Annotated in this window: 22 protein-coding genes; 11 read left to right on the forward strand and 11 right to left on the reverse strand. The window is 63.0% G+C overall.

Annotated elements, in window-relative coordinates; translation table 11 throughout:
* The 4 genes from ACMTA2_RS21050 to ACMTA2_RS21065 all read left to right on the forward strand — a co-directional run bounded on the left by ACMTA2_RS21050 (position 1) and on the right by ACMTA2_RS21065 (position 5,048).
* Complete coding sequence (locus tag ACMTA2_RS21050) at positions 1-1,059, forward strand: alpha-ketoacid dehydrogenase subunit beta (protein ID WP_018605866.1); 1,059 nt, start codon at positions 1-3, stop codon at positions 1,057-1,059.
* Positions 1,060-2,331, forward strand: a complete 1,272-nt coding sequence (locus ACMTA2_RS21055; RefSeq protein ID WP_413791605.1) for a dihydrolipoamide acetyltransferase family protein — start codon at positions 1,060-1,062, stop codon at positions 2,329-2,331.
* A 3-nt stretch (positions 2,332-2,334) separates the two neighbouring features.
* Positions 2,335-3,717 carry a dihydrolipoyl dehydrogenase gene (lpdA, locus tag ACMTA2_RS21060; RefSeq protein ID WP_413791606.1) on the forward strand — a complete coding sequence of 461 codons (1,383 nt, stop codon included), beginning with the start codon at positions 2,335-2,337 and terminating at the stop codon, positions 3,715-3,717.
* 311 nt (positions 3,718-4,028) lie between these two features.
* Entirely contained in the window at positions 4,029-5,048 is a 1,020-nt protein-coding gene (locus tag ACMTA2_RS21065; RefSeq protein ID WP_014337840.1) for a branched-chain amino acid aminotransferase, read from the forward strand.
* 73 nt (positions 5,049-5,121) lie between these two features.
* Here the strand turns inward: ACMTA2_RS21065 and ACMTA2_RS21070 are convergent, their stop codons facing one another.
* Entirely contained in the window at positions 5,122-6,051 is a 930-nt protein-coding gene (locus ACMTA2_RS21070) for a DMT family transporter (RefSeq protein ID WP_413791607.1), read from the reverse strand.
* 109 nt (positions 6,052-6,160) lie between these two features.
* On the opposite strand from ACMTA2_RS21070, the gene ACMTA2_RS21075 reads away from it, so the two are divergent.
* Positions 6,161-6,955 (forward strand): AraC family transcriptional regulator, encoded by a 795-nt coding sequence (locus ACMTA2_RS21075; protein WP_413791608.1) that lies wholly within the window; start codon positions 6,161-6,163, stop codon positions 6,953-6,955.
* A gap of 210 nt (positions 6,956-7,165) precedes the next feature.
* Here ACMTA2_RS21075 and ACMTA2_RS21080 read toward each other — a convergent pair whose 3' ends face one another.
* Together ACMTA2_RS21080 and ACMTA2_RS21085 are read right to left on the reverse strand one after the other, a co-directional pair.
* The gene (locus ACMTA2_RS21080; RefSeq protein ID WP_413791609.1) at positions 7,166-7,921 is read right to left on the reverse strand and encodes an ArsR/SmtB family transcription factor; all 756 of its coding nucleotides are present in this window, start codon (positions 7,919-7,921) and stop codon (positions 7,166-7,168) included.
* Between the two features lie 111 nt (positions 7,922-8,032).
* The gene (locus tag ACMTA2_RS21085) at positions 8,033-8,374 is read right to left on the reverse strand and encodes an FKBP-type peptidyl-prolyl cis-trans isomerase (protein WP_413791610.1); all 342 of its coding nucleotides are present in this window, start codon (positions 8,372-8,374) and stop codon (positions 8,033-8,035) included.
* 296 nt (positions 8,375-8,670) lie between these two features.
* Between ACMTA2_RS21085 and ACMTA2_RS21090 the strand changes: the two genes are divergently transcribed.
* The gene (locus ACMTA2_RS21090) at positions 8,671-9,732 is read left to right on the forward strand and encodes a M4 family metallopeptidase (RefSeq protein ID WP_413791611.1); all 1,062 of its coding nucleotides are present in this window, start codon (positions 8,671-8,673) and stop codon (positions 9,730-9,732) included.
* The gene (locus ACMTA2_RS21095; protein WP_413791612.1) at positions 9,732-10,055 is read left to right on the forward strand and encodes a protealysin inhibitor emfourin; all 324 of its coding nucleotides are present in this window, start codon (positions 9,732-9,734) and stop codon (positions 10,053-10,055) included. Before ACMTA2_RS21090 ends, ACMTA2_RS21095 begins: the two co-directional genes overlap by 1 nt.
* Positions 10,056-10,059: 4 nt before the next feature.
* Here the strand turns inward: ACMTA2_RS21095 and ACMTA2_RS21100 are convergent, their stop codons facing one another.
* Positions 10,060-10,368 (reverse strand): RcnB family protein, encoded by a 309-nt coding sequence (locus ACMTA2_RS21100; RefSeq protein WP_413791613.1) that lies wholly within the window; start codon positions 10,366-10,368, stop codon positions 10,060-10,062.
* 159 nt (positions 10,369-10,527) lie between these two features.
* On the opposite strand from ACMTA2_RS21100, the gene ACMTA2_RS21105 reads away from it, so the two are divergent.
* Complete coding sequence (locus ACMTA2_RS21105) at positions 10,528-11,628, forward strand: DNA alkylation repair protein (protein ID WP_413791614.1); 1,101 nt, start codon at positions 10,528-10,530, stop codon at positions 11,626-11,628.
* A gap of 7 nt (positions 11,629-11,635) precedes the next feature.
* Here the strand turns inward: ACMTA2_RS21105 and ACMTA2_RS21110 are convergent, their stop codons facing one another.
* Complete coding sequence (locus ACMTA2_RS21110; protein WP_413791615.1) at positions 11,636-13,714, reverse strand: putative bifunctional diguanylate cyclase/phosphodiesterase; 2,079 nt, start codon at positions 13,712-13,714, stop codon at positions 11,636-11,638.
* A 345-nt stretch (positions 13,715-14,059) separates the two neighbouring features.
* On the opposite strand from ACMTA2_RS21110, the gene ACMTA2_RS21115 reads away from it, so the two are divergent.
* Positions 14,060-14,701, forward strand: a complete 642-nt coding sequence (locus ACMTA2_RS21115; protein ID WP_413791616.1) for a DUF1345 domain-containing protein — start codon at positions 14,060-14,062, stop codon at positions 14,699-14,701.
* Positions 14,702-14,761: 60 nt separating this feature from the next.
* On the opposite strand, the gene ACMTA2_RS21120 is transcribed toward ACMTA2_RS21115, so the two are convergent.
* The 4 genes from ACMTA2_RS21120 to ACMTA2_RS21135 form a co-directional block, all read right to left on the reverse strand.
* Positions 14,762-16,066 (reverse strand): ATP-binding protein, encoded by a 1,305-nt coding sequence (locus tag ACMTA2_RS21120; protein WP_413791617.1) that lies wholly within the window; start codon positions 16,064-16,066, stop codon positions 14,762-14,764.
* Between the two features lie 4 nt (positions 16,067-16,070).
* Complete coding sequence (locus ACMTA2_RS21125; RefSeq protein WP_413791618.1) at positions 16,071-16,772, reverse strand: response regulator; 702 nt, start codon at positions 16,770-16,772, stop codon at positions 16,071-16,073.
* Between the two features lie 95 nt (positions 16,773-16,867).
* Positions 16,868-18,052, reverse strand: a complete 1,185-nt coding sequence (locus tag ACMTA2_RS21130; protein ID WP_413791619.1) for a pyridoxal phosphate-dependent aminotransferase — start codon at positions 18,050-18,052, stop codon at positions 16,868-16,870.
* A gap of 41 nt (positions 18,053-18,093) precedes the next feature.
* Complete coding sequence (locus ACMTA2_RS21135; protein WP_413791620.1) at positions 18,094-19,236, reverse strand: glycerate kinase; 1,143 nt, start codon at positions 19,234-19,236, stop codon at positions 18,094-18,096.
* 270 nt (positions 19,237-19,506) lie between these two features.
* On the opposite strand from ACMTA2_RS21135, the gene ACMTA2_RS21140 reads away from it, so the two are divergent.
* Together ACMTA2_RS21140 and rarD are read left to right on the forward strand one after the other, a co-directional pair.
* Positions 19,507-20,520, forward strand: coding sequence for an aldo/keto reductase (locus ACMTA2_RS21140; protein WP_413791621.1), 1,014 nt, complete (start codon positions 19,507-19,509; stop codon positions 20,518-20,520).
* A 100-nt stretch (positions 20,521-20,620) separates the two neighbouring features.
* Positions 20,621-21,505, forward strand: coding sequence for an EamA family transporter RarD (gene rarD, locus ACMTA2_RS21145; RefSeq protein ID WP_413791622.1), 885 nt, complete (start codon positions 20,621-20,623; stop codon positions 21,503-21,505).
* 175 nt (positions 21,506-21,680) lie between these two features.
* Here the strand turns inward: rarD and hppD are convergent, their stop codons facing one another.
* Together hppD and ACMTA2_RS21155 are read right to left on the reverse strand one after the other, a co-directional pair.
* Positions 21,681-22,757 (reverse strand): 4-hydroxyphenylpyruvate dioxygenase, encoded by a 1,077-nt coding sequence (gene hppD / locus ACMTA2_RS21150; RefSeq protein ID WP_413791623.1) that lies wholly within the window; start codon positions 22,755-22,757, stop codon positions 21,681-21,683.
* Between the two features lie 250 nt (positions 22,758-23,007).
* A complete protein-coding gene (locus ACMTA2_RS21155) occupies positions 23,008-23,952 on the reverse strand; it encodes a DMT family transporter (RefSeq protein WP_413791624.1) in 945 nt (314 codons plus the stop codon).
* Between the last annotated feature and the right edge of the window lie 191 nt (positions 23,953-24,143).

Here is a 24,143-nt window from a genome sequence, read left to right on the forward strand (position 1 = left end):
ATGAACGATCACAACAACAATATTGCGTTGGACACCGCCATGACCACTACCACCATGACCATGATCCAGGCCCTGCGCTCGGCCATGGACGTGATGCTCGAACGCGACGACAACGTCGTGGTGTTCGGCCAGGACGTGGGCTACTTCGGCGGCGTGTTTCGCTGCACCGAAGGCCTGCAGAACAAGTACGGCACCTCGCGGGTGTTCGACGCACCGATTTCCGAAAGCGGCATCGTCGGCGTGGCAGTGGGCATGGGCGCCTACGGGCTGCGACCGGTGGCCGAGATCCAGTTTGCCGACTACGTCTACCCGGCGTCGGACCAGATCATTTCCGAGGCAGCGCGCCTGCGCTATCGCTCGGCCGGCGAATTCACCGCGCCGATGACCCTGCGCATGCCGTGCGGCGGCGGCATCTACGGCGGCCAGACCCACAGCCAGAGCATCGAGGCGATGTTCACCCAGGTCTGCGGGCTGCGCACCGTGATGCCGTCCAACCCCTACGACGCCAAGGGCCTGTTGATCGCCTCCATCGAAAACGATGACCCGGTGATCTTCCTCGAACCCAAGCGCCTGTATAACGGCCCGTTCGACGGCCATCACGACCGCCCGGTAACGCCGTGGTCGAAACACCCCTCGGCGCAGGTGCCGGACGGTTACTACACCGTGCCGCTGGACGTCGCCGCCATCACCCGTCCGGGCAAGGACGTGACGGTGCTCACCTACGGCACCACGGTCTACGTCTCTCAAGTGGCGGCCGAAGAGACCGGCATCGATGCCGAGGTCATCGACCTGCGCAGCCTCTGGCCGCTGGACCTTGAGACCATCGTCAAATCCGTGAAGAAGACCGGTCGCTGCGTGGTCGTCCACGAAGCCACCCGCACCTGCGGTTTCGGCGCCGAACTGGTGTCGTTGGTCCAAGAACATTGCTTCCACCACCTGGAAGCGCCCATCGAGCGTGTCACCGGTTGGGACACCCCCTACCCGCACGCGCAAGAGTGGGCGTATTTCCCAGGGCCGTCCCGTGTGGGCGCGGCGTTGAAACGGGTCATGGAGGTCTGAATGGGCACGCACGTTATCAAGATGCCGGACATCGGCGAAGGCATCGCGGAAGTTGAACTGTCGGTATGGCACGTCAAGGTCGGCGACATGGTGGTCGAAGACCAGGTGCTCGCCGATGTCATGACCGACAAGGCGATGGTGGATATTCCTTCGCCGGTCCATGGCCGGGTCATCGCCCTGGGCGGCGAGCCCGGTGAAGTCATGGCGGTGGGCAGCGAACTGATCCGCATTGAAGTCGAAGGTGCGGGCAACCTGAAAGAATCGGCCCAACAGGCGCCAACGCCAGCGCCGGCTGCGCAGGCACCGAAGCCGGCAGCCGTGGCGACACCTAAACCGGTACAGGAAAAAACCGCTGCATTGCGCTGCGCCCCGCAAGCGCCTGTGGCCCGCGACCCCGACGAGCGTCCACTGGCGTCGCCGGCCGTGCGCAAACACGCGCTGGACCTGGGTATACAACTGCGCCTGGTCCAGGGCAGCGGCCCCGCGGGACGGGTCCTGCATGAAGACCTCGAAGCCTACTTGGCCCAGGGTCCTTCGACCCAGGCCAAGGGCGGCGCAGGTTATGCCGAGCGCCACGACGAGCAGCAGATCCCGGTAATCGGCATGCGCCGCAAGATCGCCCAGCGCATGCAGGAAGCGACCCAGCGCGCCGCCCATTTCAGCTACGTCGAGGAAATCGACGTCACGGCCTTGGAAGAGCTGCGGGTGCACTTGAATGAAAAACACGGCGCCAGCCGCGGCAAGTTGACCTTGCTGCCGTTCCTGGTCCGCGCGCTGGTCGTGGCCCTGCGCGATTTCCCGCAGATGAACGCGCGCTACGATGACGAAGCCCAAGTCATCCACCGCTCAGGCGCGGTGCACGTGGGCGTCGCCACCCAGAGCGATGTTGGCCTGATGGTGCCGGTGGTGCGTCACGCCGAAGCCCGTAGCCTGTGGGACAGCGCGACGGAAATCTCCCGCCTGGCCACGGCGGCCCGCACGGGCAAGGCCAGTCGCGATGAACTGTCTGGCTCGACCATCACCCTGACCAGCCTCGGCGCCCTCGGCGGTATCGTCAGCACGCCGGTGCTGAACCTGCCGGAAGTGGCGATTGTGGGCGTGAACAAAATCGTCGAGCGGCCCATGGTGATCAAGGGCCAGATCGTGATCCGCAAGATGATGAACCTCTCCAGCTCCTTCGATCACCGGGTGGTCGACGGCATGGACGCGGCGCAATTCATCCAGGCGCTGCGTGGCTTGCTCGAACAACCTGCCACCCTGTTCGTGGAGTAAAGAATGCCAACTTTGAACACTACGCTGCTGATCATCGGCGGCGGTCCTGGCGGCTATGTAGCGGCGATCCGTGCCGGGCAATTGGGCATCTCGACCATCCTGGTGGAAGGCCAGGCGCTGGGCGGTACCTGTCTGAACATCGGCTGTATCCCGTCCAAGGCGTTGATCCATGTGGCCGAGCAGTTCCACCAGACCCGGCACCACAGCCAGGGCTCGGCCTTGGGCATCACGGTGGCGGCGCCCACGCTGGACATCGGCAAAAGCGTGGAATGGAAGGACGGCATCGTCGATCGCCTGACCACCGGCGTCGCGGCATTGCTGAAAAAGCACAAGGTCCAGGTGATCCACGGCTGGGCCAAGGTGATCGATGGCAAGACGGTCGAGGTCGGTGACACCCGCATCCAGTGCGAGCACCTGCTGCTGGCCACCGGTTCGAAAAGCGTCGACCTGCCGATGCTGCCCGTGGGCGGCCCGATCATTTCCTCCACCGAAGCCCTCGCCCCCACCTCGGTGCCCAAGCACTTGGTGGTGGTTGGCGGAGGCTACATCGGGCTGGAGCTGGGCATTGCCTACCGCAAGCTCGGCGCCGAAGTCAGCGTGGTCGAGGCCCAGGAGCGGATCCTGCCGGCCTACGACGGCGAACTGACGCAACCGGTGCACGAGGCGCTTAAGCAGTTGGGCGTGAAGCTGTACCTCAAGCACAGCGTCGAAGGGTTCGATGCCCAGGCCAGCACCTTGCAAGTGCGCGATCCCAATGGCGAGACGCTGAACCTGGACACCGACCGGGTGCTGGTGGCGGTTGGTCGCAAACCCAACACCCAGGGCTGGAACCTCGAAGCGCTGGACCTGGCGATGAACGGTTCGGCGCTGAAAATCGACAGCCGTTGCCAGACCAGCATGCGCAACGTCTGGGCCATCGGCGACCTGAGCGGCGAACCGATGCTCGCCCACCGGGCCATGGCCCAAGGCGAAATGGTCGCCGAGCTGATCGCCGGCCAGCATCGGGAATTCAACCCGACCGCCATTGCCGCGGTGTGCTTCACCGACCCGGAATTGGTGGTGGTCGGCAAGACGCCGGACGAGGCCAAGGCTGCCGGGCTGGACTGCATGGTTTCGAGCTTCCCGTTCGCCGCCAACGGCCGAGCCATGACCCTGGAATCGAAAAGCGGTTTCGTCCGGGTCGTGGCGCGCCGGGACAACCACTTGATCGTGGGCTGGCAGGCGGTCGGCGTCGGCGTGTCGGAGCTGTCCACCGCGTTCGGTCAGTCACTGGAAATGGGCGCGCGCCTGGAGGACATCGCCGGCACCATCCACGCCCACCCGACGCTGGGCGAGGCCGTGCAGGAAGCGGCATTGCGAGCGTTGGGGCATGCGTTGCATCTGTAACCGATCAGTTGTAGGTGAATGACCTTGTGGCGAGGGGATTTATCCCCGCTGGGCTGCGAAGCAGCCCCAAAACCTGGCATCGCGGGGCGTCAGATACATCGAGGACTCAGAGCCAAGGGGGCTGCTTCGCAGCCCAACGGGGATAAATCCCCTCGCAACAGGTTTTGCGGAGCACCAACCAGCGGGTTTTCATCCACAGGATCGGTGTTACAGGCTGCGAAACAGCCCCGGAATGAAGTATTGTGGTCCCCATCCAAAAAACGTCAGAAGCCTTGAACCGTTTCGACGGTTGTTAAGCAATAGAGGGTGTCATGGGTAACGAGAGCATCAATTGGGACAAACTGGGCTTTGACTACATCAAGACCGACAAGCGCTACCTGTCGCACTGGCGCGATGGCGCCTGGGACGCGGGCACCCTGACCGAAGACAACGTGCTGCACATCAGCGAGGGCTCCACGGCCCTGCACTACGGTCAGCAGTGCTTCGAAGGCCTGAAGGCCTATCGCTGCAAGGACGGTTCGATCAACCTGTTCCGCCCGGACCAGAACGCCGCCCGCATGCAGCGCAGCTGCGCCCGCCTGCTGATGCCGCACGTCGACACCGAGCAGTTCGTCGAAGCCTGCAAGCAAGTGGTTCGCGCCAACGAGCGCTTCATCCCGCCGTACGGCACCGGCGGCGCGCTGTACCTGCGCCCGTTCGTGATCGGCGTAGGTGACAACATCGGCGTGCGCACCGCACCCGAGTTCATCTTCTCGATTTTCTGCATCCCGGTCGGGGCCTACTTCAAGGGCGGCCTGACCCCGCACAACTTCCTGATCTCCAGCTTCGACCGCGCGGCCCCACAAGGCACCGGTGCGGCCAAGGTCGGCGGCAACTACGCCGCCAGCCTGATGCCCGGCTCCCAGGCCAAGAAGGCCAGTTTCGCCGACTGCATCTACCTGGACCCGATGACCCATTCGAAAATCGAGGAAGTCGGCTCGGCCAACTTCTTCGGCATCACCCACGACAACAAATTCGTCACCCCGAAATCCCCGTCGGTCCTGCCGGGCATCACCCGCCTGTCGCTGATCGAACTGGCCAAATCGCGCCTGGGCCTGGAAGTGATCGAAGGCGACGTGTTCATCGACAAGCTGTCGGATTTCAAGGAAGCCGGCGCCTGCGGCACCGCTGCGGTGATCACCCCGATTGGCGGCATCAGCTACAAGGACAAGCTGCACGTGTTCCACAGCGAAACCGAAGTCGGCCCGATCACCCAGAAGCTCTACAAAGAGCTGACCGGTGTGCAGACCGGTGACGTGGAAGCGCCAGCAGGTTGGATCGTCAAGGTCTGATTTAGGCTTTAAGCGCTGAAGAGCTTTTGTGGCGAGGGCGCTTGCTCCCTCGCCACAGGGGCCCGCGCCAGTTTTATCCCCGCCGCAAAACCGGCCATCGCCCCCAACGCTGGCGCAACCATCCGTAACCGCTGACCAGCACAATCCCGCTCAATACCAAAGCCGCGCCAACGATGAAGTTCGGCTCCAGCGGCTCATCCAGCAACCAGACGCCAAATCCGATGCCGAACAGCGGCGTCATGAATGACAGCACACCCAGTTGCGAAGCGAGGTAGTGGCGCAGCAGGGAGAACCAGATCAGGAAGCTGGCGAAGGATACCAGCAACACCTGGAACGCCATGCTGGCAATGAGTTGTGGCGTGGGGTTGATCGTCGTTTGCCCCAGAGCTAGCGACATTCCGATCAGCAGCATACCGGCGCCAACCAGTTGGTAAAGCAGCGTCTGGCTGGCCGGCAGGTCGGTCAGCCGCGAACAGCGAACCGTCACTGTGGTTGCGCCCCACAGCGCGCCGGCCAGCAGGCCCATGCCGTCACCCAGCAACGTGCTGCTGTCCACCGCCCCCGAGCCGCCACTGAAGGCCACCACGATCCCACTGAATGCAACCGCGATGCCCAGCCATTGCGCCGGCTTGAGGCGTTCGTTCGGCAACTTCCAATGCAAGCCGAGGGCGGCGAACATCGGTGCGGTGTAGAGGAAAATCACCATGTGCGAAGCCGTCGTATGGCGCAGGCCTTCGCCCACCATCACGAACTCCAAGGCAAAAAACAATCCCACCAACAGCCCCGGACGCCAACTGCCGTCGGCCAGGGACAGGCGTTCACCACGTGCCAGCACCAACAGCCAGACCAGTATCGCGGCGATGGCAGAGCGCACACCCAATTGCAGCATCGGCGCCATGTCGGCGGCACAGGCCTTGATCGCGACTTGCTGGAAACCCCAGATGGCACAGAGGCCAGTCATCAGGGCGCTGACCTGGCCATCCAGGGCGCGGCGGGTGGTCATGGGAAAGGTCCTTGGGCAGAATTGGATGAAAGGATTGTCTGCCTGACACCTTTGCTGGATATAGTGATTACCCGACAAGCCATCCCGGTAATCCGCCATTGCGGTCGATATGCAGCCTCCAGCCCAACATCTGAAGATTCCTCCGTTCGAAGCAGCCCTGCCCTCGCCGATTTTCTTTCGCAGCGCCTGCATGCCGGCCCACGCCACTTACCCCCGGCACCGGCATGCCTGGGGTGAGTTCGTCTATTCCTACAGTGGGGTGATGGAAATCGAGATCGCCCAGCACCATTACCTGGCGCCTCCGCAGTACGGCATCTGGTTGCCGCCGGACATGGAACACGTTGGCTTCAATCGGCACGAAGCCTGTCACTGTTCGTTGTACCTGGCGGCCGAACTGTGCGGCGCACTGCCTGCCGTACCTTGTGCGCTGACCTTGAGCCCGCTGATCCGCGCCCTGCTGGAAGAGCTGCGCAGCGACCCGCCGAGCCAGCCACAGACGCCCGAGCAGCAGCGCTTGCTGCAGGTGTTGGTGGACAAGCTTGCGCAGGCACCTCATGTCGGCAGCTACCTGCCCTCCTCGGATGATCCACTGCTGGGCCCCGTGTTGCGTGCCCTGGAGGCCAATCCCAGCGACCCGCGCTCCCTACCGCAACTGGCCCGCGCCGCCAACACCACCGAGCGCACGCTGATGCGCCGGGCCCAGCGGGACCTGGGCATGTCCCTGGTGGAATGGCGCCAGCGCCTGAAAGTCATCGAAGCCCTGGCCTTGCTCGAACGCGGCCAGAGCGTGGAAACCATCGGCCTGGACCTGGGCTACAGCAGCGCCTCGGCGTTCATCAGCATGTTCCGCAAAATGATGGGCACCACGCCGGATGAGTATCGGCGCCGGCATATGGCTGGATGACCCGGGTGCCGCTCAAATAGCTATCGCGAGCAAGCTCGCTCCCACAGGGACGGCGGCGTACACAAATCCTGCGTACACCGCAGCAACCATTGTGGGAGCGAGCTTGCTCGCGAAGGCGGTGGGTCAGCTGGCATGGAGGTTGGATGTGAAGGCCCCTTCACGAGCAAGCTCGCTCCCACAGGGGATCTTGGGTGTTCATGAGCCTTGTGTTCAGCGCAGGCCCACTGTGGGAGCGGGCTTGCTCGCGAAGGCGGCGGCGGGCTTGACATCGATTTCGGCACTGACCCCAAACCGCCCCGCCATCTCCCGGCGACCACTGGCCGTCACCCCCAGTGCCCGGCTGTCCAGGTCCTGGATCACCCATTTGCGCTTGATCGCCACCTGCAGCAACGCGGCCCCCAAGGCCCCGCCCAGATGGGGACGGCGCATGCTCCAGTCCAGGCAGGGGCAGGCGAATCGGCGGCGTTGCGTGGCAAGGTGCTGGACATCGATGCCCAAGCCCTCGAGCACCGCCTCGCCGGAATCACTGAGCCGATAGCCATCGCCTTCCACCTCTATCAGCCATCCAGCCTCGATCATCCGGTCATGCAGGCGCACCGCCAGAGTGCCGGCCATGTGGTCGTAACAGGTACGGGCAAATTGCAGGCGATCGGGTGTGCGCGGCGTGAAGGTCGGTGTGGCGCTCTGGCCGATCACCATCAGCGCCTCAAGCGCCTGGGCGACGCGCGGGTCCGCCAGGCTGTAATAACGATGACGGCCCTGGACATGCAGGCGCACCAGGGCCATTTGCTTGAGTTTTGCCAGATGAGCGCTGGCGGTCGAGGCGCTGACCTCGGCGATACTCGCCAATTCGGTACTGGTGCGAGCATGGCCGTCCATCAACGCACACAGCATCCGGGTGCGCGCCGGTTCGGCGATGGCCGCGGCCACTTGGGACACGCCCAGATCATGGTGTTCTGCATTCATATTTCGCTCCCCGACGAATCAAGCCATGCATCGACTGGAGAGAGTAGCAACACTTTCTCGATCGCGAACAAGGCAGCGCTTCATGGACCCGCCATGACCCACCCAGCCCCCTCAATCGTCCCGGGTCAGCACTTCCAGCAACTCGATTTCAAAAATGAGATGACTGTTGGGCTTGATATGGGCGCCCATGGACCGCTCACCGTAGGCCAGGTGAGCCGGCACCAGCAACTTGCGCTTGCCGCCGACTTGCATGCCCATCAGGCCCAGGTCCCAGCCTTTGATGACGCGGCCGGTGCCAATCACGCACTGGAACGGTTTACCGCGGCTGTAGGAGGAGTCGAACTCGGTGCCGTCTTCAAGGGTGCCGCGGTATTGGGTGGTGATCAGCGCACCTTTGACGACGCGTTTGCCGTCGCCCAGTGCCAGGTCGATGATTTGCAGTTCTTCGTTCATGGGGTTTTTCCGTGTCATCTCAGGCGCCGGTTTTTCGCAGAATTCCAGGCATATCGCAATCCTTTTGTGGCGAGGGGATTTATCCCCGCAGGAGTGCGAAGCGCTCCCAGACATTACGAACATATAGAAATTCCTGGGGGTCGCTGCGCAACCCAGCGGGGATAAATCCCCTCGCCGCAGGTCCTCCAGACTCGTATGGAATTGTGTTTTATCAGGCTATTCATGCAATAGGGAACCGCAACGGCCTCTTCGGTTCACATGGGTATCGAACCTGCATTTCAGATAAGGATTTTCTGATGATCGACTCTCGCCCGCTCCACGGTTTCATTCCTCCGTACATCCTCAATCGCATCATCGCCCACGGCTCTGAACAGCAACGCTCCAGCGCTCTCGGCACCTTGACCCACGTGCGCAACCTGCGTCACAACCCTGGCCCGCCCAGCGCTCCGCCGGTCGCGGCGGCGCTGTCCAAGCCCGGCAAGGCCGGACAACCGCAACGCAGCGTGCATGACGCCCAGAACCGCATGGAACTGCCCGGCCAGCCGGTACGCCTGGAAGGCCAGCCAGCCAGTGGCGACCCGGCCGTGGACGAAGCCTACGATGCCCTCGGCGCCACCTATGACTTTTTCTGGAAGGTCCTGGGGCGCGACTCCATCGACAACAAAGGCTTCGCCCTGGTGGGCAGCGTGCATTATGGCCAAGGCTATGAGAACGCCTTCTGGAACGGCGCGCAGATGGTGTTTGGCGACGGCGATGGCGAAATCTTCCAGCGCTTCACCCGCTCCCTGGACGTGGTGGCCCACGAGCTGGCCCATGGCGTCACCGAAAGCGAGGCCGGCTTGATCTACGCCAACCAATCCGGGGCGCTGAACGAGTCCATTTCCGATGTGTTCGGTGTGCTGGTCAAGCAGTTCGTACTTGAACAGACCGCCGACCAGGCCGACTGGCTGATCGGCGCCGACCTGCTCACCGACAAGATCAACGGCGACGGCCTGCGCAGCATGTCCAACCCCGGCAGCGCCTACGATGACCCGTTGCTGGGCAAGGACCCGCAACCTTCGCACATGCGTGAGTTCGTCATCACCCGTGAAGACAACGGCGGCGTGCACATCAACTCCGGCATTCCCAACCGAGCCTTTTATCTGGCGGCGACCACGCTGGGCGGATTTGCCTGGGAAAAGGCCGGCCGGATCTGGTATGAAACCTTGTGCGACCGAAGACTGGCCAACGACGCGTCCTTCAGCGCCTTCGCCCGCCTGACCGTCGAGCACGCCCGCCAGCGCTTCGGCACGCGTGAAGTGCAAGCGGTACAGAACGGCTGGACCCAGGTCGGCGTCGACCTGACACAGGAGAGCTGATGAAAACCCTTCCAGAACTCGACGACAAGGCCGTGGTACGGCTGTCCCGACAGGGCGGTGTGGCCGCCATCCATGCACTGACCCGACCACGGGAAATCGAATTCGCCCAGTGCGACCTCGACCAGCGCACACGCATCTCTTCGGTCCTGGCGGGCTGCCTGCCGCTGACTTCGTCCACGCCCGGGCGCGGCGACCAGCGGTTTTTCCAGATCGAGGTGCGCTATCGCGCCAATGACCAGGACGACGAGATGGTGCTGCAGGTGCCCGAGGACCAGGCACCTGGCGAGCTGGTTCACCTGTGGGACAAAGGCGAAGTGCTCTGAAGACCTAACGCGTGGCCGGAACGATCTTGACGATGGCGCCGGACACGGTTTCGATCAGCAAGTACTTGTCGTCGATATGCACCCATTGCTGCTCGTTTGTCGGCTGTTCGAGGTGCTTCTGTTTCCAGTCTTTCATGGCTCGGTCCGCGCGCTGGTAGTCCGCCGGTACCCGGTCGTTCTCCACCAGCCTGCGGCCATTGCTCGGCGAATGCTCCAGGGCGTCACCGGTTTTCTCGGCCGCTTGCGCAACAGGCCCAAGGGCTCCTAGGCCGGCGATCAGGACCAGGCTGGCGATCAGGGTGGGTTTGCGCATAGAAAAAACTCCAAATATTCAAAGGACTGAATCTGGGACTTCGCTGGCGACAAATCATTCCGTTTACTGAAGTGCCTGGAAGCGGGAGCTCCCTCGCCACGGGCCTGGCATGGCATAGTGACAAGCCTTGAACGACACCACCCACCGGACGGACCCACCATGAGCACCACCGCCTCTTCCCCTGCCCTCAAGGAGATCTTCAACAGCGACCGCCTGGAGCACATCGCTGGCGAAATGCGCGCCGTGTACCCGGCATTCGAGGCCAAGGCGTTTTTGCACATGGCCAACGACGGGCTGGCCGACTTGTCGGTGATGCAGCGCATGGCCCGCGTCAGTGAGTGCCTGCACGCGGTGCTGCCCCTCGATTACGAGGCGTCGCTGGAGGTATTGCGCGCCCTGGCCCCGCGCCTGAACAGCATGTTCGTCAGCATGTTTTTGCCTCACTACGTGGCGTCTTACGGCCGGCATCGCTTCGACGTGTCGCTGGACGCCCTCAAGTATTTCACCCGGTTCGGTTCGTCGGAGTTCGCCGTGCGCCACTTCCTGCGCGACGACCTGGAACGCACCCTCAAGGTCATGCACGACTGGGCCCTGGACGCCAACGAGCACGTGCGCCGCCTGGCCAGCGAAGGCAGCCGGCCGCGCCTGCCGTGGTCATTTCACCTGGCGCCGATCCAGGCCAACCCCGACCTTGCCGCCGCGATCCTCGACACCCTCAAGGCCGACGACAGCCTTTATGTGCGCAAATCCGTGGCCAACCACCTCAACGACGTCACCAAGGAGCATCCCGATTGGGTACTGGACCAGATCGAAGGCTGGCCATTGCAAGACCGTCACACCGCTTGGATTGCCCGGCACGCGCTGCGCAGCCTGATCAAACAAGGCAACCCCAGGGCGCTGGGGGTCATCGGCGCTGGCGGCAAGGCGCAGGTCCAGGTGCTGGATTTGCACGTGACGCCTGCGGTGATTCGCCTGGGGGAACAGGTCACGCTGTCCTTCACGGTGCAATCAACCCTGGAGCAGAGCCAGCGCCTGGTGATCGACTACGCCGTCGACTACGTGAAAGCTTCGGGCGGCACCTCGGCCAAGGTCTTCAAGCTCAAGACCTTCGACCTGCCCGCCCAGGGTCGGGTCAACCTCAGCCGTTCCCAATACATTCGCGAACTGACCACCCGCAGACATTACGCGGGCCGGCATGCCGTGCACCTTTTGGTCAACGGTGAGCGATTGGGTAGCACGGCGTTCGAGATCGTCCCCTGAGGGTGTGTCAGGCCAGCGCCGCGGTTTTCGCCTGGCGAATTTCCTGCAGGAAGCGCTCGGCCGGCAGCGGATGGCCTAACAGATAACCCTGCAGCGAATCGCAGCCCAGCTGGGTCAGGAAGTCTTGTTGCACATCGGTCTCCACGCCTTCGGCGACGATCCGCAGGCCCAGGGCCTGGCCGAGGGCGACAATGGCCGAAACGATAGCCGCGTCATCGCTGTCGTGCTCCAGGTCACGCACGAAGCCGCGATCGATCTTCAGCTCGTTGGCCGGCAGGCGCTTGAGGTACATCAGGCTCGAATAGCCGGTGCCAAAGTCGTCGATGGACAAATCCACGCCCATGTCCGAGAGCAGTTGCAGCACCGTCATGCTCGCGTCCGCATCGCTCATGGCGGTGGTTTCGGTGATTTCCAGGGTCAGGCTGTTGGCCGGCAGCTTATGCGTCTCCAACGCCTTGGCCACGCTGTGCACCAAGCCGCTGTGGCAGAACTGCAAGGCCGAGAGGTTCACCGCGATGCGCCAGTCGGTATAACCGAGCACATACCATTCGCGCATCTGCCGACAGGCTTCGTTCAGCACCCATTCGCCAATGGGGATGATCAACCCGGTCTTTTCCGCAAGGTCGATGAACGTGTCGGGCATCAACAGGCCCTGGGTCGGATGGGTCCAGCGCAACAGGGCTTCGGCCCCGACCGGACGGCCATTGGCCGCGTCGAACTTGGGCTGGTAATGCAGGCTGAACTGTCGCTGTTCGACGGCCAAGCGCAAATCTTGCAATAACTGCAATTGCTTGCGGGCGTTACTGTTCATCGAGGCGTCGAAAAAACTGTAGCCGTTTTTGCCGGAGCCCTTGGCGTGGTACATCGCCGCGTCGGCGTTCATCAGCAGCTCTTCGGCGCTCTGGCCGTTGCCAGGGTAAAGGGCGATGCCGACACTGGCGGAGATCTGCAAGTCATGCTCTGTTACCCGGAAGGTGCGCCCGATCAAGCCGACCTGACGTGCCGCCAGTCGCAGGGCATCGTCGGGCTCGGCCAGCTGCACCAGCAGCACGAACTCATCACCGCCAATCCGCGCCAGGGTGTCCTGGCTGCGCAGGTCTTCCCGCAGGCGCAGGGCCACGTCCCGCAGCAACAAATCGCCCATGTGGTGACCAAAGGCGTCATTGACCGGCTTGAAACCATCGAGGTCGATGAACATCAAGGCGAAGCAGCCGCCCTGCTCTTGCACCCGATGTATGGCCTGGTCGATCCGATCGGCCAGCAGCACACGGTTGGGCAACCCGGTGAGGGGGTCGTGCAGGGCCAACTGCGTCAGCTCCCGGTTGGCCCGGGTCAGGGACTGGGCCAGTTCGGCGGTGCGGGCTTCCAGGCGCGCATCGAGAATCGAGGTCAGCAAGGCAATGGCCAGCACCGCCAGGGTGGTGATCAACACCAGATTGTCCAGGCCCTTGCCACTCAAGCCGTCCAGGGAGCCACAAAAGCTGCCCTCGCTGAACCGCGCCCCGGCCATGCCGGTGTAGTGCATGCCGACGATGGCGATGCCCATGACCACCGCGGCGCCCGCGCGAGCCAGACGCACATGGGGGGTGTTCTGGCGCAGGCGAAAGGCGATCCACAATGCCGCGGCAGACGCGCCGACGGCAATCACCAAGGAAGCCCCGAACAGCGTCGGGTCGTAATCGATGCCCGGCTGCATTCGCAGCGCGGCCATGCCGGTGTAATGCATGGCGCTGATCCCGGCGCCCATGATCAGCGCGCCAAAAGCCAGTTGCCACGCCGGCAATCGCGGCTGACTGACCAGCCACAGGGCAAATCCGCTGGAAAGAATGGCGGTCAGCAGCGACAGCGCGGTGATCGATACATCGTAGCCAAGCTCCACCGGCAAGGTGAACGCCAGCATGCCGATGAAGTGCATGGACCAGATCCCCACGCCCATCGCCAGCGCGCCACCGGCCATCCACAAATACGCGGCGCGCCCCTGGGCGGTGGCGATACGCCCGGTCAGATCCAGAGCGGTGTAGGAGGCTAGTACGGCAACAAACAGGGAAATGGAAACAAGCGCGGGGGAATACGTACCGATCAGCATGGAGTGTTCTCGTAACGAAAGAGCCGGACTGCCTCCATGCCCGGTTGTAAGCCGCGATTGTACGCAATCGCGTTGCAAGCAGGTATCAAAAAGCCATCAACGGGAAAAGTTTGCGACGAAAGACATTTTGCCCTTGGATGAGTGGTGGTCAACCTGAATTTTTTGCCACCTCGGAATAATGTGTGCGAGCCTGCTCGCAAGAGGGCGTGATGTGGTCAGCGCACAACTGGGTCGCAAGCTGACCCACCGCTATCGCGAGCAGGCTCGCTCACATCTATCACGCCATAGCCGAACACGCCTTCGCCTGAGCATACTAGACACCTCTCTCCCGGACAGTGAACCTCCATGCCCCGCCTCGCCCGCACCCACCCGCGTCTTTCCAGCGCCACGGTCCTTGGCCTGGCGGTGGGTATTCTGGTTCCCGTGGACTCGATCCTCAGCAAAATCCTGATTGGCTGGAATGTCGGGGTCTGGACCTACCTGGTACTGATGCTCTGGCTGACCGTGCGGGCCAAGGCGCCCGATGTGAGGCGCATCGCCGAAATCGAAGATGAAAATGCCGGGCTGGTGCTACTGATGGTCTGTGTCGCGGCCTTGGCCAGCCTGGCGACCATCACTTTCGAGCTGGCGGGCAGCCGCGACCTGCCAGCCGCCGGCAAACTGTTGCACTACGGTTTCACGGCCATGACCGTGATCGGCTCATGGTTGCTGATCGGGGTGATTTTCAGCGTTCACTATGCGCGGTTGTATTACACCTGGGAGGGCAAGGCGCCGGCACTTCGGTTTGCCGAAGGGCTGACCACGCCCAACTATTGGGATTTCCTGTATTTTTCTTTCACCATCGGCGTGGCGGTGCAGACGTCGGACGTGGGCGTTGCCACGCGGCAATTGCGCAAGATCGTATTGGCGCAATCGTTGATCGGGTTTGTCTTCAACACGGCGATCCTGGGGTTTTCGATCAATATTGCGGCGGGGTTGTTCGGGTGAGGCGTATGGGGGCCGCTTGGTGGCCCAGCGGGGGCAAACGCCCTCGCCACAGAGACGGTGTCAGGTATCAGGCGTTGGCAGCCACAACCTGAAGCGCGCCCCACCCAGAGGCGAGGCTTCGACGGTCAGTGTGCCGCCTTGGGCCTCCAGGGCTCGGCGGCTGATGGCCAGGCCGAGGCCGAAGCCGCCCGTGGCGCGGTCACGGCTGCGGTCCAGCCGATAGAAGGGTTCGAACACCCGCTCGCGTTCGCTGTCGGGGATGCCGATGCCGTCGTCGTCGACCCAGATCTCACAGCCTTGATCACCCACCTGCACGCCGACCTGGATGCGTGTTTCGCAATAACGCATGGCATTGCGCAACAGGTTCTGCAACGCCCGAGCGGTCAGGCGCGGGTCCAGCACGAAACGCTCCAGCGCCCCGTGCAACAGCACGTCGATCACCACGTCCGGTGCCGCCAGGTCCTCGTCGACGCTACCCAGGATGCTGTCGATGAACTCGTCCAGCGCCACTTCGACCCGCTCGGGCAGGTGTTGCGGGTTTTGCAAACGGCTGTACGACAGCAGTTCCAACACCAACTCATCCAGCTCGCGAATGTGGGCCACCAGCCCTTGCAGACGCTCGCGACTGGGTGCCGGCAGATCATCGGACAGCGCCAGGGCCAGGCCGAAGTCGAGCCGAGTCAGGGGCGTGCGCAGTTCGTGGGACACGGCGTTGAGCAGGTCCCGCTGTTGATTGAGCAGGTGCTCGATGTCCCCCGCCATCGTGTCGAACACGTGGGCCAGGCTGCCGATGTTCGAACTGGAGGCGATGAGCGTACGCTCCCCCAGATGCCCCTTGCCGAAACGCTCGGCGGTGCGCCTGAGGCGTTCCAGGTCGCGCCAGTGAGGCCGCAACCAGAGCAACAGGCAAGCCAGCATCGTCGCGCCGATCAACACGTTGATGCTCCAGTACAACCAACTGACATCGGCCGGGTCCGGCGGCACGACCATCTTCACCGCCGTGCGCCCGTCCAGCGGCGCTGCCGCCAGGGTGCGCCAGGCCCAGTCCCCCAGGCGCACCACATTCTCGCCGCGCTTGAGCCGCGCCTGTTCATCGGCGCTGAAACCCTCGTCATCGACAGCGGCCAGTTCGATGCGCAGCGGCTCGAATTCCTTGTCCATCTGCGCCGCCAGCGCCGGCCACTGTTCGCTGGGCACAGCGTGGAACTGCTTGACCAGCAAGGTTTGCAGGCCACGGGAGTAATCAAGGTTGTAGGTCAGGAAACGCTCGTGGAACAGGCGGATCACCAGCTCCGGCATCAGGTAGATCGCCGCGCTGTAGGACACGATGGTGACCAGGTACAGGCGAATCAGCAGCTTCCACATCGGCTCAGCATTCCCACTCGGAACGACTGAACAGATAGCCCTTGCCCCACACGGTCTTGATCTTGCGGGCTTCGTCGGCATTGTCGTCGAACTTGCGCCGCAACTTGGAAATCGCCACGTCCACCGAACGGTCAGTACCGTTGAACTCGATGCCCCGCAGGCGTTGCAGGATCTGGTCGCGGCTCAGCACTTCGCCGGAATGCCGGGCCAGCACCACCAGCAGGTTGTATTCGCCGCTGGACAACTCCACCGGCTGCCCGCGCCAGGTCACCGTGCGCTCGGAGAGGTCGATGCACAGGTTGCCTATGAGGATACGATCATTGGCCGTCTGCGGCTCGGTGAGGCTGCTGCGGCGCAACAAGGTGCGCACCCGTGCCAGCAATACCCGGGGCTCGCAGGGCTTGGTGACGTAGTCATCGGCACCCATCTCCAAGCCCAGCACCTGGTCGTGGCTGTCGTCCCGGGCAGTGAGCATCAGGATCGGCAAGGTTGCCGAATCGGCCCGCAGCAAGCGGCAGACCTGCAAGCCGTCCAGCCCCGGCAGCATCAGGTCGAGGATCACCAGGTCCGGCGGATCGGCCCGCGCCCGTTCACGCACATGATCGCCACGGCTGAGCACGCTGACCTGATAGCCGTTGCGTTCCAGGTAACTGGCGATCAGTTCGCAGAGCGCGGTGTCGTCTTCCACCAGGAGGATGTTAGGCATGGGTATTTCCAGAAGAATGCTGTGGCCAAGGATATACGCCCTCGCTCATCCACGAGCAAAACCCTTACACAATTTCACACAGCCTCTACAAAACTTTACCGGTGGGCCATCAGCAGTTCCGTCGCACACGAGGCGATCCGCTGGCACGCCTCCGCCAGTTTCAGTTGATCGACCACCAACCCGATCCGAATATGCCCTGCCGCACTCGGCCCGAACGCCTCGCCGGCCAGCACCGACACGCCGTGGTCGTCCAGCAGCCGCTCGGCAAATGCCTGGGCGTCGAGGCCGGTCTGGCGCACGTCGACCATCACGAACATGCCACCATCGGGCCGCACCGGCTTGAGGCCCGGGCAGTCGTCGAGCATGGCGCATACCAGGTCCCGGCGCTGGCGATACTCGTCGTGCATCTGCGCCACTTCCGGCAACTCCTGCTCCAGGGCAACCTGGGCTGCGCGTTGCACGAAATCCGGCAGGCCAAACAACATGCACAAGGACAGGTTTGCCAAATGGTCGGCGAGGGATTCAGGGCCGATGACCCAACCAATGCGCCAGCCGGTCATGGCGTGGGATTTGGACAGGCTGTTGATCGTCGCGGTGCGCTCGGCCATGCCCGGCAGGCTGGCGGGGCTGATGTGCTCGCCGTCATAGAGCAAGTCGCTGTAGACCTCGTCACTGATCAGCCACAGGTCATGTTCGATACACAACCGGGCCAATGCCTGCCAGGTGGACATCGGCAGGCTGGCGCCGGACGGGTTGTTCGGGCTGTTGAGCAGCATCGCCCGGGTACGGGGGGTCACAAGACGGGCAACGTCCGCAGGTTCGACCCGAAAACCGTTCTCCGGGCGAACCGCCACCGGCACCACTTTCGCCCCGCAGGCACCGAACACCGCTTCATAGGTGACATACATCGGCTCGGCGACGATGACTTCGTCGCCAGGGTTGAGCAGACATTGCGCGACCGCATACACCGCGCACTGCGCCCCCGGCAGTACGACAACCTGTTCGGCCCCCGCAGGCTGGCCGCAACGAAGGCGATGACGCCGGGCAATACTGGTCCGCAAGGTGTGCAAGCCGCGGATGTCCGAGTAATGGGTCTCACCGGCCCGCAGGCTGCCCACGGCAGCGTCGACAATGGCGCGCGGGGTGTCGAAGTCCGGATCACCCACTGACAGCAACAACACATCCATGCCCTGTTCGCGCATGGCCAGCGCCCGGTCATGAATCTGCCAGGCGGCGGCACCATCGCCGGTGATGCGTTGGGTCAAGACTGAAAAGCGCATGTATCTCTCCTGGTTGCGCGATATCCAGCCTCAACCCTATCTCAAATCACGCTCCGCGCCACCCGCCAAAGCCGGGCGATGTCCCGGGCACGCTCGCTCAACAGGCGCGGCGCGTCGGCGCAGGCCTCTTGCAAGGTCATCGGCCCGCTGGCCAGGGCGAAGGCGGCGTCGATGCCATGTTCGTACAGCGCCTCATAGCCCTCCCCCAGTGTGCCGGCGATGACCACCACCGGTACACCGTGCTGGCGGGCGATGCGGGCCACTCCGAAGGGGGTCTTGCCACGCAGGGTCTGGGCGTCGAAACGGCCTTCACCGGTGATCACCAGGTCGGCGCCGCGGACCGCCTCGGCCAGCCCGGTCAACTGGGCGACGACGTCCACGCCGGTACGAAACTGCGCACCCAGGAACGCCTTCGCCGCGAACCCCAGGCCACCGGCGGCGCCGCTGCCCGGCTCGTCGCGCACATCCTGGTTCAACGCCCGCGCACAGTGTTCGGCGAAATGCTCCAGGGCCCGATCCAGTGCCTGCACTTGAGAAGCCGAGGCGCCCTTCTGCGGACCGAAAACCACGGACGCGCCATGGGGGCCGCACAGCGGATTATCGACATCGGCAGCGATCTCGAAGCTGACCCGAGCCAGGCGTGGGTCGAGCTCACTCAGGTCGATGTGCGACAGGTTCGCCAAGGCCAGGCCGCCGGGAGACAGAGGTTGGCCCTGGTCATCCAGCAACCCCACGCCCAGGGCCTGCATCGCACCGGCCCCGGCGTCGTTGGTGGCACTGCCGCCAATCGCCAGGATCACCCGACCAGCGCCCTCATCGAGGGCAGCGCGAATCAGCTCGCCGGTGCCGTAGGTGCTGCTGGAACAGGCGTCGCGTTGTCCCGGCGGCACCAATTGCAAACCACTGGCTTCGGCCATTTCGATGATCGCGGTGCGGCTCTCGGCCAACCAGCCCCAGCGCGCCTCGACAGCGACGCCCAACGGACCGCGGACCCGGGTGTGACGCCACTCACCGTGACAGGCCGCCAACGCCGACTCCACCGTCCCCTCCCCGCCGTCCGCCATCGGGCATCTGATCAACTGCGCATCCGGCCAGATCTCGGCCAGACCCTGGGCGATGGCATCGGCGACGCCCTGGGCACTGAGGCTGTCCTTGAACGAGTCGGGGGCGATGACTATTTTCATATTATTCTCCGGTTCCGATGCACAGCATGCTGCCAGTTGACCACAGCCGTGACGCCGGTCCGCGGCACAAAAGGCACCGGGCATTATTGTTCAAATTCACAAATATCGGTTTAGGAAATTGTTGTCGGCAGTGAGGGCCTCATCGCGAGCAAGCTCGCTCCCACAGAGGTAGTTCCACAGTTGATTTGGCGTGTTTGAGAATTCTGTTTGATCCGTGCGCCTGTTCTGGGGTTTGATTGGGCCTTTCCCCGTGGATAAAAGGATCTTGTCATGAGCTACCGCACGCTAGGCCAATCCGGGTTGCAAGTCTCGACGTTGACCCTGGGCACGATGATGTTCGGCGAACAGACCAGCACCGAGGACTCGCTGCGGATCATCGACAAGGCCTGGGACCAGGGTATCAATTTCATCGACACCGCGGACGTCTACACCAACGGTCGCTCCGAGGAAATCGTCGGCGAGGCGATCGCCCGTCGCCGCCAGGAATGGGTGCTGGCCACCAAGGTCGGCTTCGGCCCGCCAGACGGCGTGCCCAACCGCAGCGGCCTGAGCCGCAAGCACCTGTTCAATGGCATCGAGGCCAGCCTGACGCGCCTGGGCACCGATTACCTGGACATCTACTACCTGCACCGCGAAGACCACAACACCCCACTGCACGTGACCGTGTCGGCCATCGGCGACTTGATTCGCCAAGGCAAGATCCGCTATTGGGGCCTGTCGAACTACCGTGGCTGGCGCATCGCCGAAGTGATCCGGATCGCCGACAGCCTGGGCATCGACCGGCCGGTGATCAGCCAACCGCTGTACAACATCGTCAACCGCCAGGCGGAAACCGAGCAGATCACTGCGGCGCAGAACTACGGTCTCGGCGTGGTGCCGTTCAGCCCCCTGGCCCGCGGCGTGCTCAGCGGCAAGTACGCGCCGGACGTGGCACCGGACGCCAACAGCCGGGCCGGGCGCCAGGACAAACGCATCCTGGAAACCGAATGGCGGGTCGAGTCCCTGCGCATCGCCCAGCAGATCCTGCAATACACCCAGGGTCGGGGCGTGGGCATCGTCGAGTTCGCCATCGCCTGGGTGCTGAACAACCGCGCCGTGACCTCGGCCATCGTCGGGCCACGCACCGAGGAGCAGTGGGATTCGTACATCAAGGCGCAAGCGGTGAAGATCAGCGCGGAAGATGAAGCCTTCATCGATTCGCTGGTGACACCGGGGCATGCGTCGACGCCGGGGTTCAACGATGTGAGTCATTTCGTGCCGGGGCGAGTGCCGCGTACGTCATAAACATCATTGAAGCGCAAACCCTGTGGCGAAGGAGCAAGCTCTCTCGCCACAGGTAAAGCTTGCCCCATCGTGCATACCACCCCACTAACAAGAGGCCTCAGTGTCCAAAGGCATCGTTCTATCGGTCTCGGCCTCTGCGCTGTTCGCCGTCATGTACTACTACACCTCGCTGCTCTCACCGCTGACCGGTGTGGAGATCTTCGGTTGGCGCATGCTCCTGACGATGCCGTGCATGACCGCCTTCCTGCTGGTGACGCGGGACTGGACACTGGTCACGGCGCTGATCCGCCGCCTGGTCGCCACGCCATGGCTGCTGCTTGCGGCCATTGTCTCTTCGGCCCTGATGGGCGCGCAGCTATGGCTGTTCATGTGGGCACCACTCAATGGCTATAGCCTGGACGTATCGCTGGGGTACTTCCTGTTGCCGCTGTCGATGGTCCTGACCGGGCGCATCGTCTATGGCGAACGCCTCTCCTACCTGCAGAAAGTCGCCGTGTTCTTCGCCACCCTTGGCGTGTTCAACGAGTTGTACCGGGTGGGTGGGTTTTCCTGGGCAACCTTGCTGGTGGTGCTCGGCTACCCGATCTATTTCATCCTGCGCAAACGCATCAAGACCGACAACCTCGGTGGACTCTGGCTGGACATGACCCTGATGCTGCCCGTGGCACTGTGGTTCGTGCAAAGCGGCGAGCAGGGTTTCAACGTGTTCGATCAATACCCACGGCTGTCGCTGCTGATCCCGTTGCTCGGGCTGATCAGCGTCAGCGCGCTGGTGTCGTACATCGTCGCCAGCCGGCTGTTGCCGTTCAGCCTGTTCGGCTTGTTGAGTTATGTCGAACCGGTGTTGCTGCTGGGCGTTGCGCTGCTGTTGGGCGAGAGCATCCAGGCCGGTGAATGGCTAACCTACATCCCCATCTGGATGGCCGTGGCCGTGTTGGTGTTCGAAGGTTTCAAGCACTTGGTGCGGCAGCGGCGCCGGACTTGAGGTCACCGCCTGCCCTGTGGGAGCGCGCTTGCTCGCGATGACGGCGGAACATTCGACATGGATGCAAGCCGAGCCACCGCTATCGCGAGCAAGCGCGCTCCCACAAGGGGTTGTGTATTGGCAATGAAAGGCCCGCCCGGCATCACTGCCGGGCGGGCTTTTCATGGATCAGGCCTTACTCGGTGGCCAGCACGCCACGACGCACCTGGTCGCGCTCGATGGACTCGAACAGCGCCTTGAAGTTGCCCTCGCCGAAGCCATCGTCGCCCTTGCGCTGGATGAATTCGAAGAACACCGGCCCCATCAGGGTTTCCGAGAAGATCTGCAGCAGCAGGCGCCGGTCATCCGGGTTGGACGAGCCGTCCAGCAGAATGCCCCGCGATTGCAGTTCATCGACCGGTTCGCCATGGTTCGGCAAGCGGCCTTCGAGCATTTCATAGTAGGTGTCCGGCGGTGCGGTCATGAAGCGCATGCCGATGCTTTTCAGGTGGTCCCAGGTCTTGACCAGGTCATCGGTGAGGAAAGCCACGTGCTGGATGCCTTCGCCGTTGAACTGCATCAGGAACTCTTCGATCTGCCCGGCGCCCTTGGACGATTCTTCGTTCAACGGGATGCGGATCATGCCGTCCGGCGCGGTCATGGCCTTGGAGGTCAGGCCGGTGTATTCGCCCTTGATATCGAAGTAGCGGATCTCGCGGAAGTTGAACAGTTTCTCGTAGAAGCCGGCCCAGTAGGCCATGCGCCCGCGATACACGTTGTGGGTCAGGTGGTCGATGATCTTCAGGCCCGCGCCCACCGGGTTGCGGTCCACGCCCTCGAGGAACACGAAGTCGATGTCATAGATCGAGCTGCCTTCGCCAAACCGATCGATCAGGTACAACGGCGCGCCGCCGATGCCCTTGATGGCCGGCAGGTTCAGTTCCATCGGGCCGGTCTCGATGTGGATCGGCTGGGCGCCGAGTTCCAGGGCACGCTTGTAGGCCTGTTGCGAATCCTTGACCCGGAACGCCATGCCGCACACCGACGGGCCGTGCTCGGCCGCGAAGTACGATGCCACGCTGTGGGGTTCATTGTTGAGGATCAGGTTGATCGCGCCCTGGCGATACAGGTGCACGTTTTTGGAGCGGTGCGTGGCCACTTTGGTGAAGCCCATGATCTCGAAGATCGGCTCCAGGGTGTTGGGTGTGGGGGATGCAAATTCAATGAATTCGAAGCCCATCAGGCCCATGGGGTTTTCGTATAGATCTGCCATGTCGGCGCCTCATCATTCTGGTCAATTAACAAAAAACGTTAGTTGCAGGCAATGCTGGGGACACGGGGCGGCGCGCAGGAAATGCCACGAACGCTGCGGGCGAGGAAATCGCCGTAGATCAGTTGAAACCCAAGTATCTTCATTGTCGACCCAAGGCTCTTGCGGGCGAGGCTTCTGCTGCCAGAAGACGTTATTCTTATATGCGTAAATCGATTCTACACAGCGTAACCGGATTTGTCCGCCTTCTGTATCAAATCGCCTTTTCCTTCGGCCGCGCAAGGGGTTTGTTACACAGGAAAATGCCCATCAGGATCACGCCCCCACCCACACACATCAAGGCCGTGAGCCGTTCGTCCAGCAGCAGCGCGCCCAGCAGCACCGCCGTCAGCGGGTTGAGGGCAATGAATACGCCGGACCGGGTCGCGCCGATCCGACGAATGCCGTCATACCAGGCGATATAGGCTAGGGCCGAACCCAGCACGCCCAGGTACAACAGGCTCGACCATTGCTCCGCGTCCAACGCGCGCAACGCGTCTATACGAATCTCCCCTGCCGCCGCGCAGGCCAGCCACAGCATCAGCGTGCCCAGCAGAATCGACCAGGTCACGGTCTGCAAGGGGCCCAGGCTTTCATTCAGTGTTTTCGAAAACAGCGAATAGATGCCCCAGCCCAGCACGCAGCCAAAAATCAACAGGTCGCCGATCCAGCCCTGCGCCGCACCTTGCAACAAGGACGGGTCACGACTGACGATCACCAAGCCCGCCCCGCCGATGCACAGCACGATGCCCGCCACCTTCAGGCGACTCAGCCGTTCCTTGAACAACCACCAGGACGCCAGCCCGATCACCGCCGGGTTCAAGGCCACGATCAGCGACGCCCGCGACGCATTGATGTACTGCAAGCCATAGAAGAAGCACAAGTTGTAGAAAAAGATGCCGAAGAACCCCAGCGCCGCCAATTGCAGCCCCTGCTTCACACTGGGCCTGGCCAGCGGGATCCCGGCCAGGGCGAGAAACGCCAGCAGCGCGATGCTCGCCAGCAGAAACCGCAGGCTGGCGGCGAACATTGGTGCGAGGGCATCGGCCAGGATCCGGCCGGCCACGAAGGTCCCGCCCCAGATCATGGTGACCATGGCGAGCTTCAGGTAGACCGGCAGGTCCGACGGGATTGGAACGGTTTGTTCGAGGGTTTTCATGGTGCACCGAAACCTGTAAGTGAAGTCACTCACAAAACCTGTGGCGAGGGGATTTATCCCCGCTGGGCTGCGCAGCGGCCCCAAACCTGACGACTCGGAGTGTCTGGAGTTCGAGGGGGCCGCTTCGCGCCCCAACGGGGATAAATCCCCTCGCCACAAAGTTCTGTATTGCTTTCTGATTCGAATCAGAT

The sequence above is a fragment of the Pseudomonas medicaginis genome (genome assembly GCF_965119365.1).
Lineage (GTDB): Bacteria > Pseudomonadota > Gammaproteobacteria > Pseudomonadales > Pseudomonadaceae > Aquipseudomonas.

Excerpts from the sequence above, each read along its gene's own strand:
- ACMTA2_RS21050 (WP_018605866.1), top strand. The coding sequence starts at position 1 with ATGAACGATCACAACAACAATATTGCGTTGGACACCGCCATGACCACT.
- ACMTA2_RS21055 (WP_413791605.1), top strand. The coding sequence starts at position 1,060 with ATGGGCACGCACGTTATCAAGATGCCGGACATCGGCGAAGGCATCGCG.
- lpdA (WP_413791606.1), top strand. The coding sequence starts at position 2,335 with ATGCCAACTTTGAACACTACGCTGCTGATCATCGGCGGCGGTCCTGGC.
- ACMTA2_RS21065 (WP_014337840.1), top strand. The coding sequence starts at position 4,029 with ATGGGTAACGAGAGCATCAATTGGGACAAACTGGGCTTTGACTACATC.
- ACMTA2_RS21070 (WP_413791607.1), bottom strand. The coding sequence starts at position 6,051 with ATGACCACCCGCCGCGCCCTGGATGGCCAGGTCAGCGCCCTGATGACT.
- ACMTA2_RS21075 (WP_413791608.1), top strand. The coding sequence starts at position 6,161 with ATGCAGCCTCCAGCCCAACATCTGAAGATTCCTCCGTTCGAAGCAGCC.
- ACMTA2_RS21080 (WP_413791609.1), bottom strand. The coding sequence starts at position 7,921 with ATGAATGCAGAACACCATGATCTGGGCGTGTCCCAAGTGGCCGCGGCC.
- ACMTA2_RS21085 (WP_413791610.1), bottom strand. The coding sequence starts at position 8,374 with ATGAACGAAGAACTGCAAATCATCGACCTGGCACTGGGCGACGGCAAA.
- ACMTA2_RS21090 (WP_413791611.1), top strand. The coding sequence starts at position 8,671 with ATGATCGACTCTCGCCCGCTCCACGGTTTCATTCCTCCGTACATCCTC.
- ACMTA2_RS21095 (WP_413791612.1), top strand. The coding sequence starts at position 9,732 with ATGAAAACCCTTCCAGAACTCGACGACAAGGCCGTGGTACGGCTGTCC.
- ACMTA2_RS21100 (WP_413791613.1), bottom strand. The coding sequence starts at position 10,368 with ATGCGCAAACCCACCCTGATCGCCAGCCTGGTCCTGATCGCCGGCCTA.
- ACMTA2_RS21105 (WP_413791614.1), top strand. The coding sequence starts at position 10,528 with ATGAGCACCACCGCCTCTTCCCCTGCCCTCAAGGAGATCTTCAACAGC.
- ACMTA2_RS21110 (WP_413791615.1), bottom strand. The coding sequence starts at position 13,714 with ATGCTGATCGGTACGTATTCCCCCGCGCTTGTTTCCATTTCCCTGTTT.
- ACMTA2_RS21115 (WP_413791616.1), top strand. The coding sequence starts at position 14,060 with ATGCCCCGCCTCGCCCGCACCCACCCGCGTCTTTCCAGCGCCACGGTC.
- ACMTA2_RS21120 (WP_413791617.1), bottom strand. The coding sequence starts at position 16,066 with ATGTGGAAGCTGCTGATTCGCCTGTACCTGGTCACCATCGTGTCCTAC.
- ACMTA2_RS21125 (WP_413791618.1), bottom strand. The coding sequence starts at position 16,772 with ATGCCTAACATCCTCCTGGTGGAAGACGACACCGCGCTCTGCGAACTG.
- ACMTA2_RS21130 (WP_413791619.1), bottom strand. The coding sequence starts at position 18,052 with ATGCGCTTTTCAGTCTTGACCCAACGCATCACCGGCGATGGTGCCGCC.
- ACMTA2_RS21135 (WP_413791620.1), bottom strand. The coding sequence starts at position 19,236 with ATGAAAATAGTCATCGCCCCCGACTCGTTCAAGGACAGCCTCAGTGCC.
- ACMTA2_RS21140 (WP_413791621.1), top strand. The coding sequence starts at position 19,507 with ATGAGCTACCGCACGCTAGGCCAATCCGGGTTGCAAGTCTCGACGTTG.
- hppD (WP_413791623.1), bottom strand. The coding sequence starts at position 22,757 with ATGGCAGATCTATACGAAAACCCCATGGGCCTGATGGGCTTCGAATTC.
- ACMTA2_RS21155 (WP_413791624.1), bottom strand. The coding sequence starts at position 23,952 with ATGAAAACCCTCGAACAAACCGTTCCAATCCCGTCGGACCTGCCGGTC.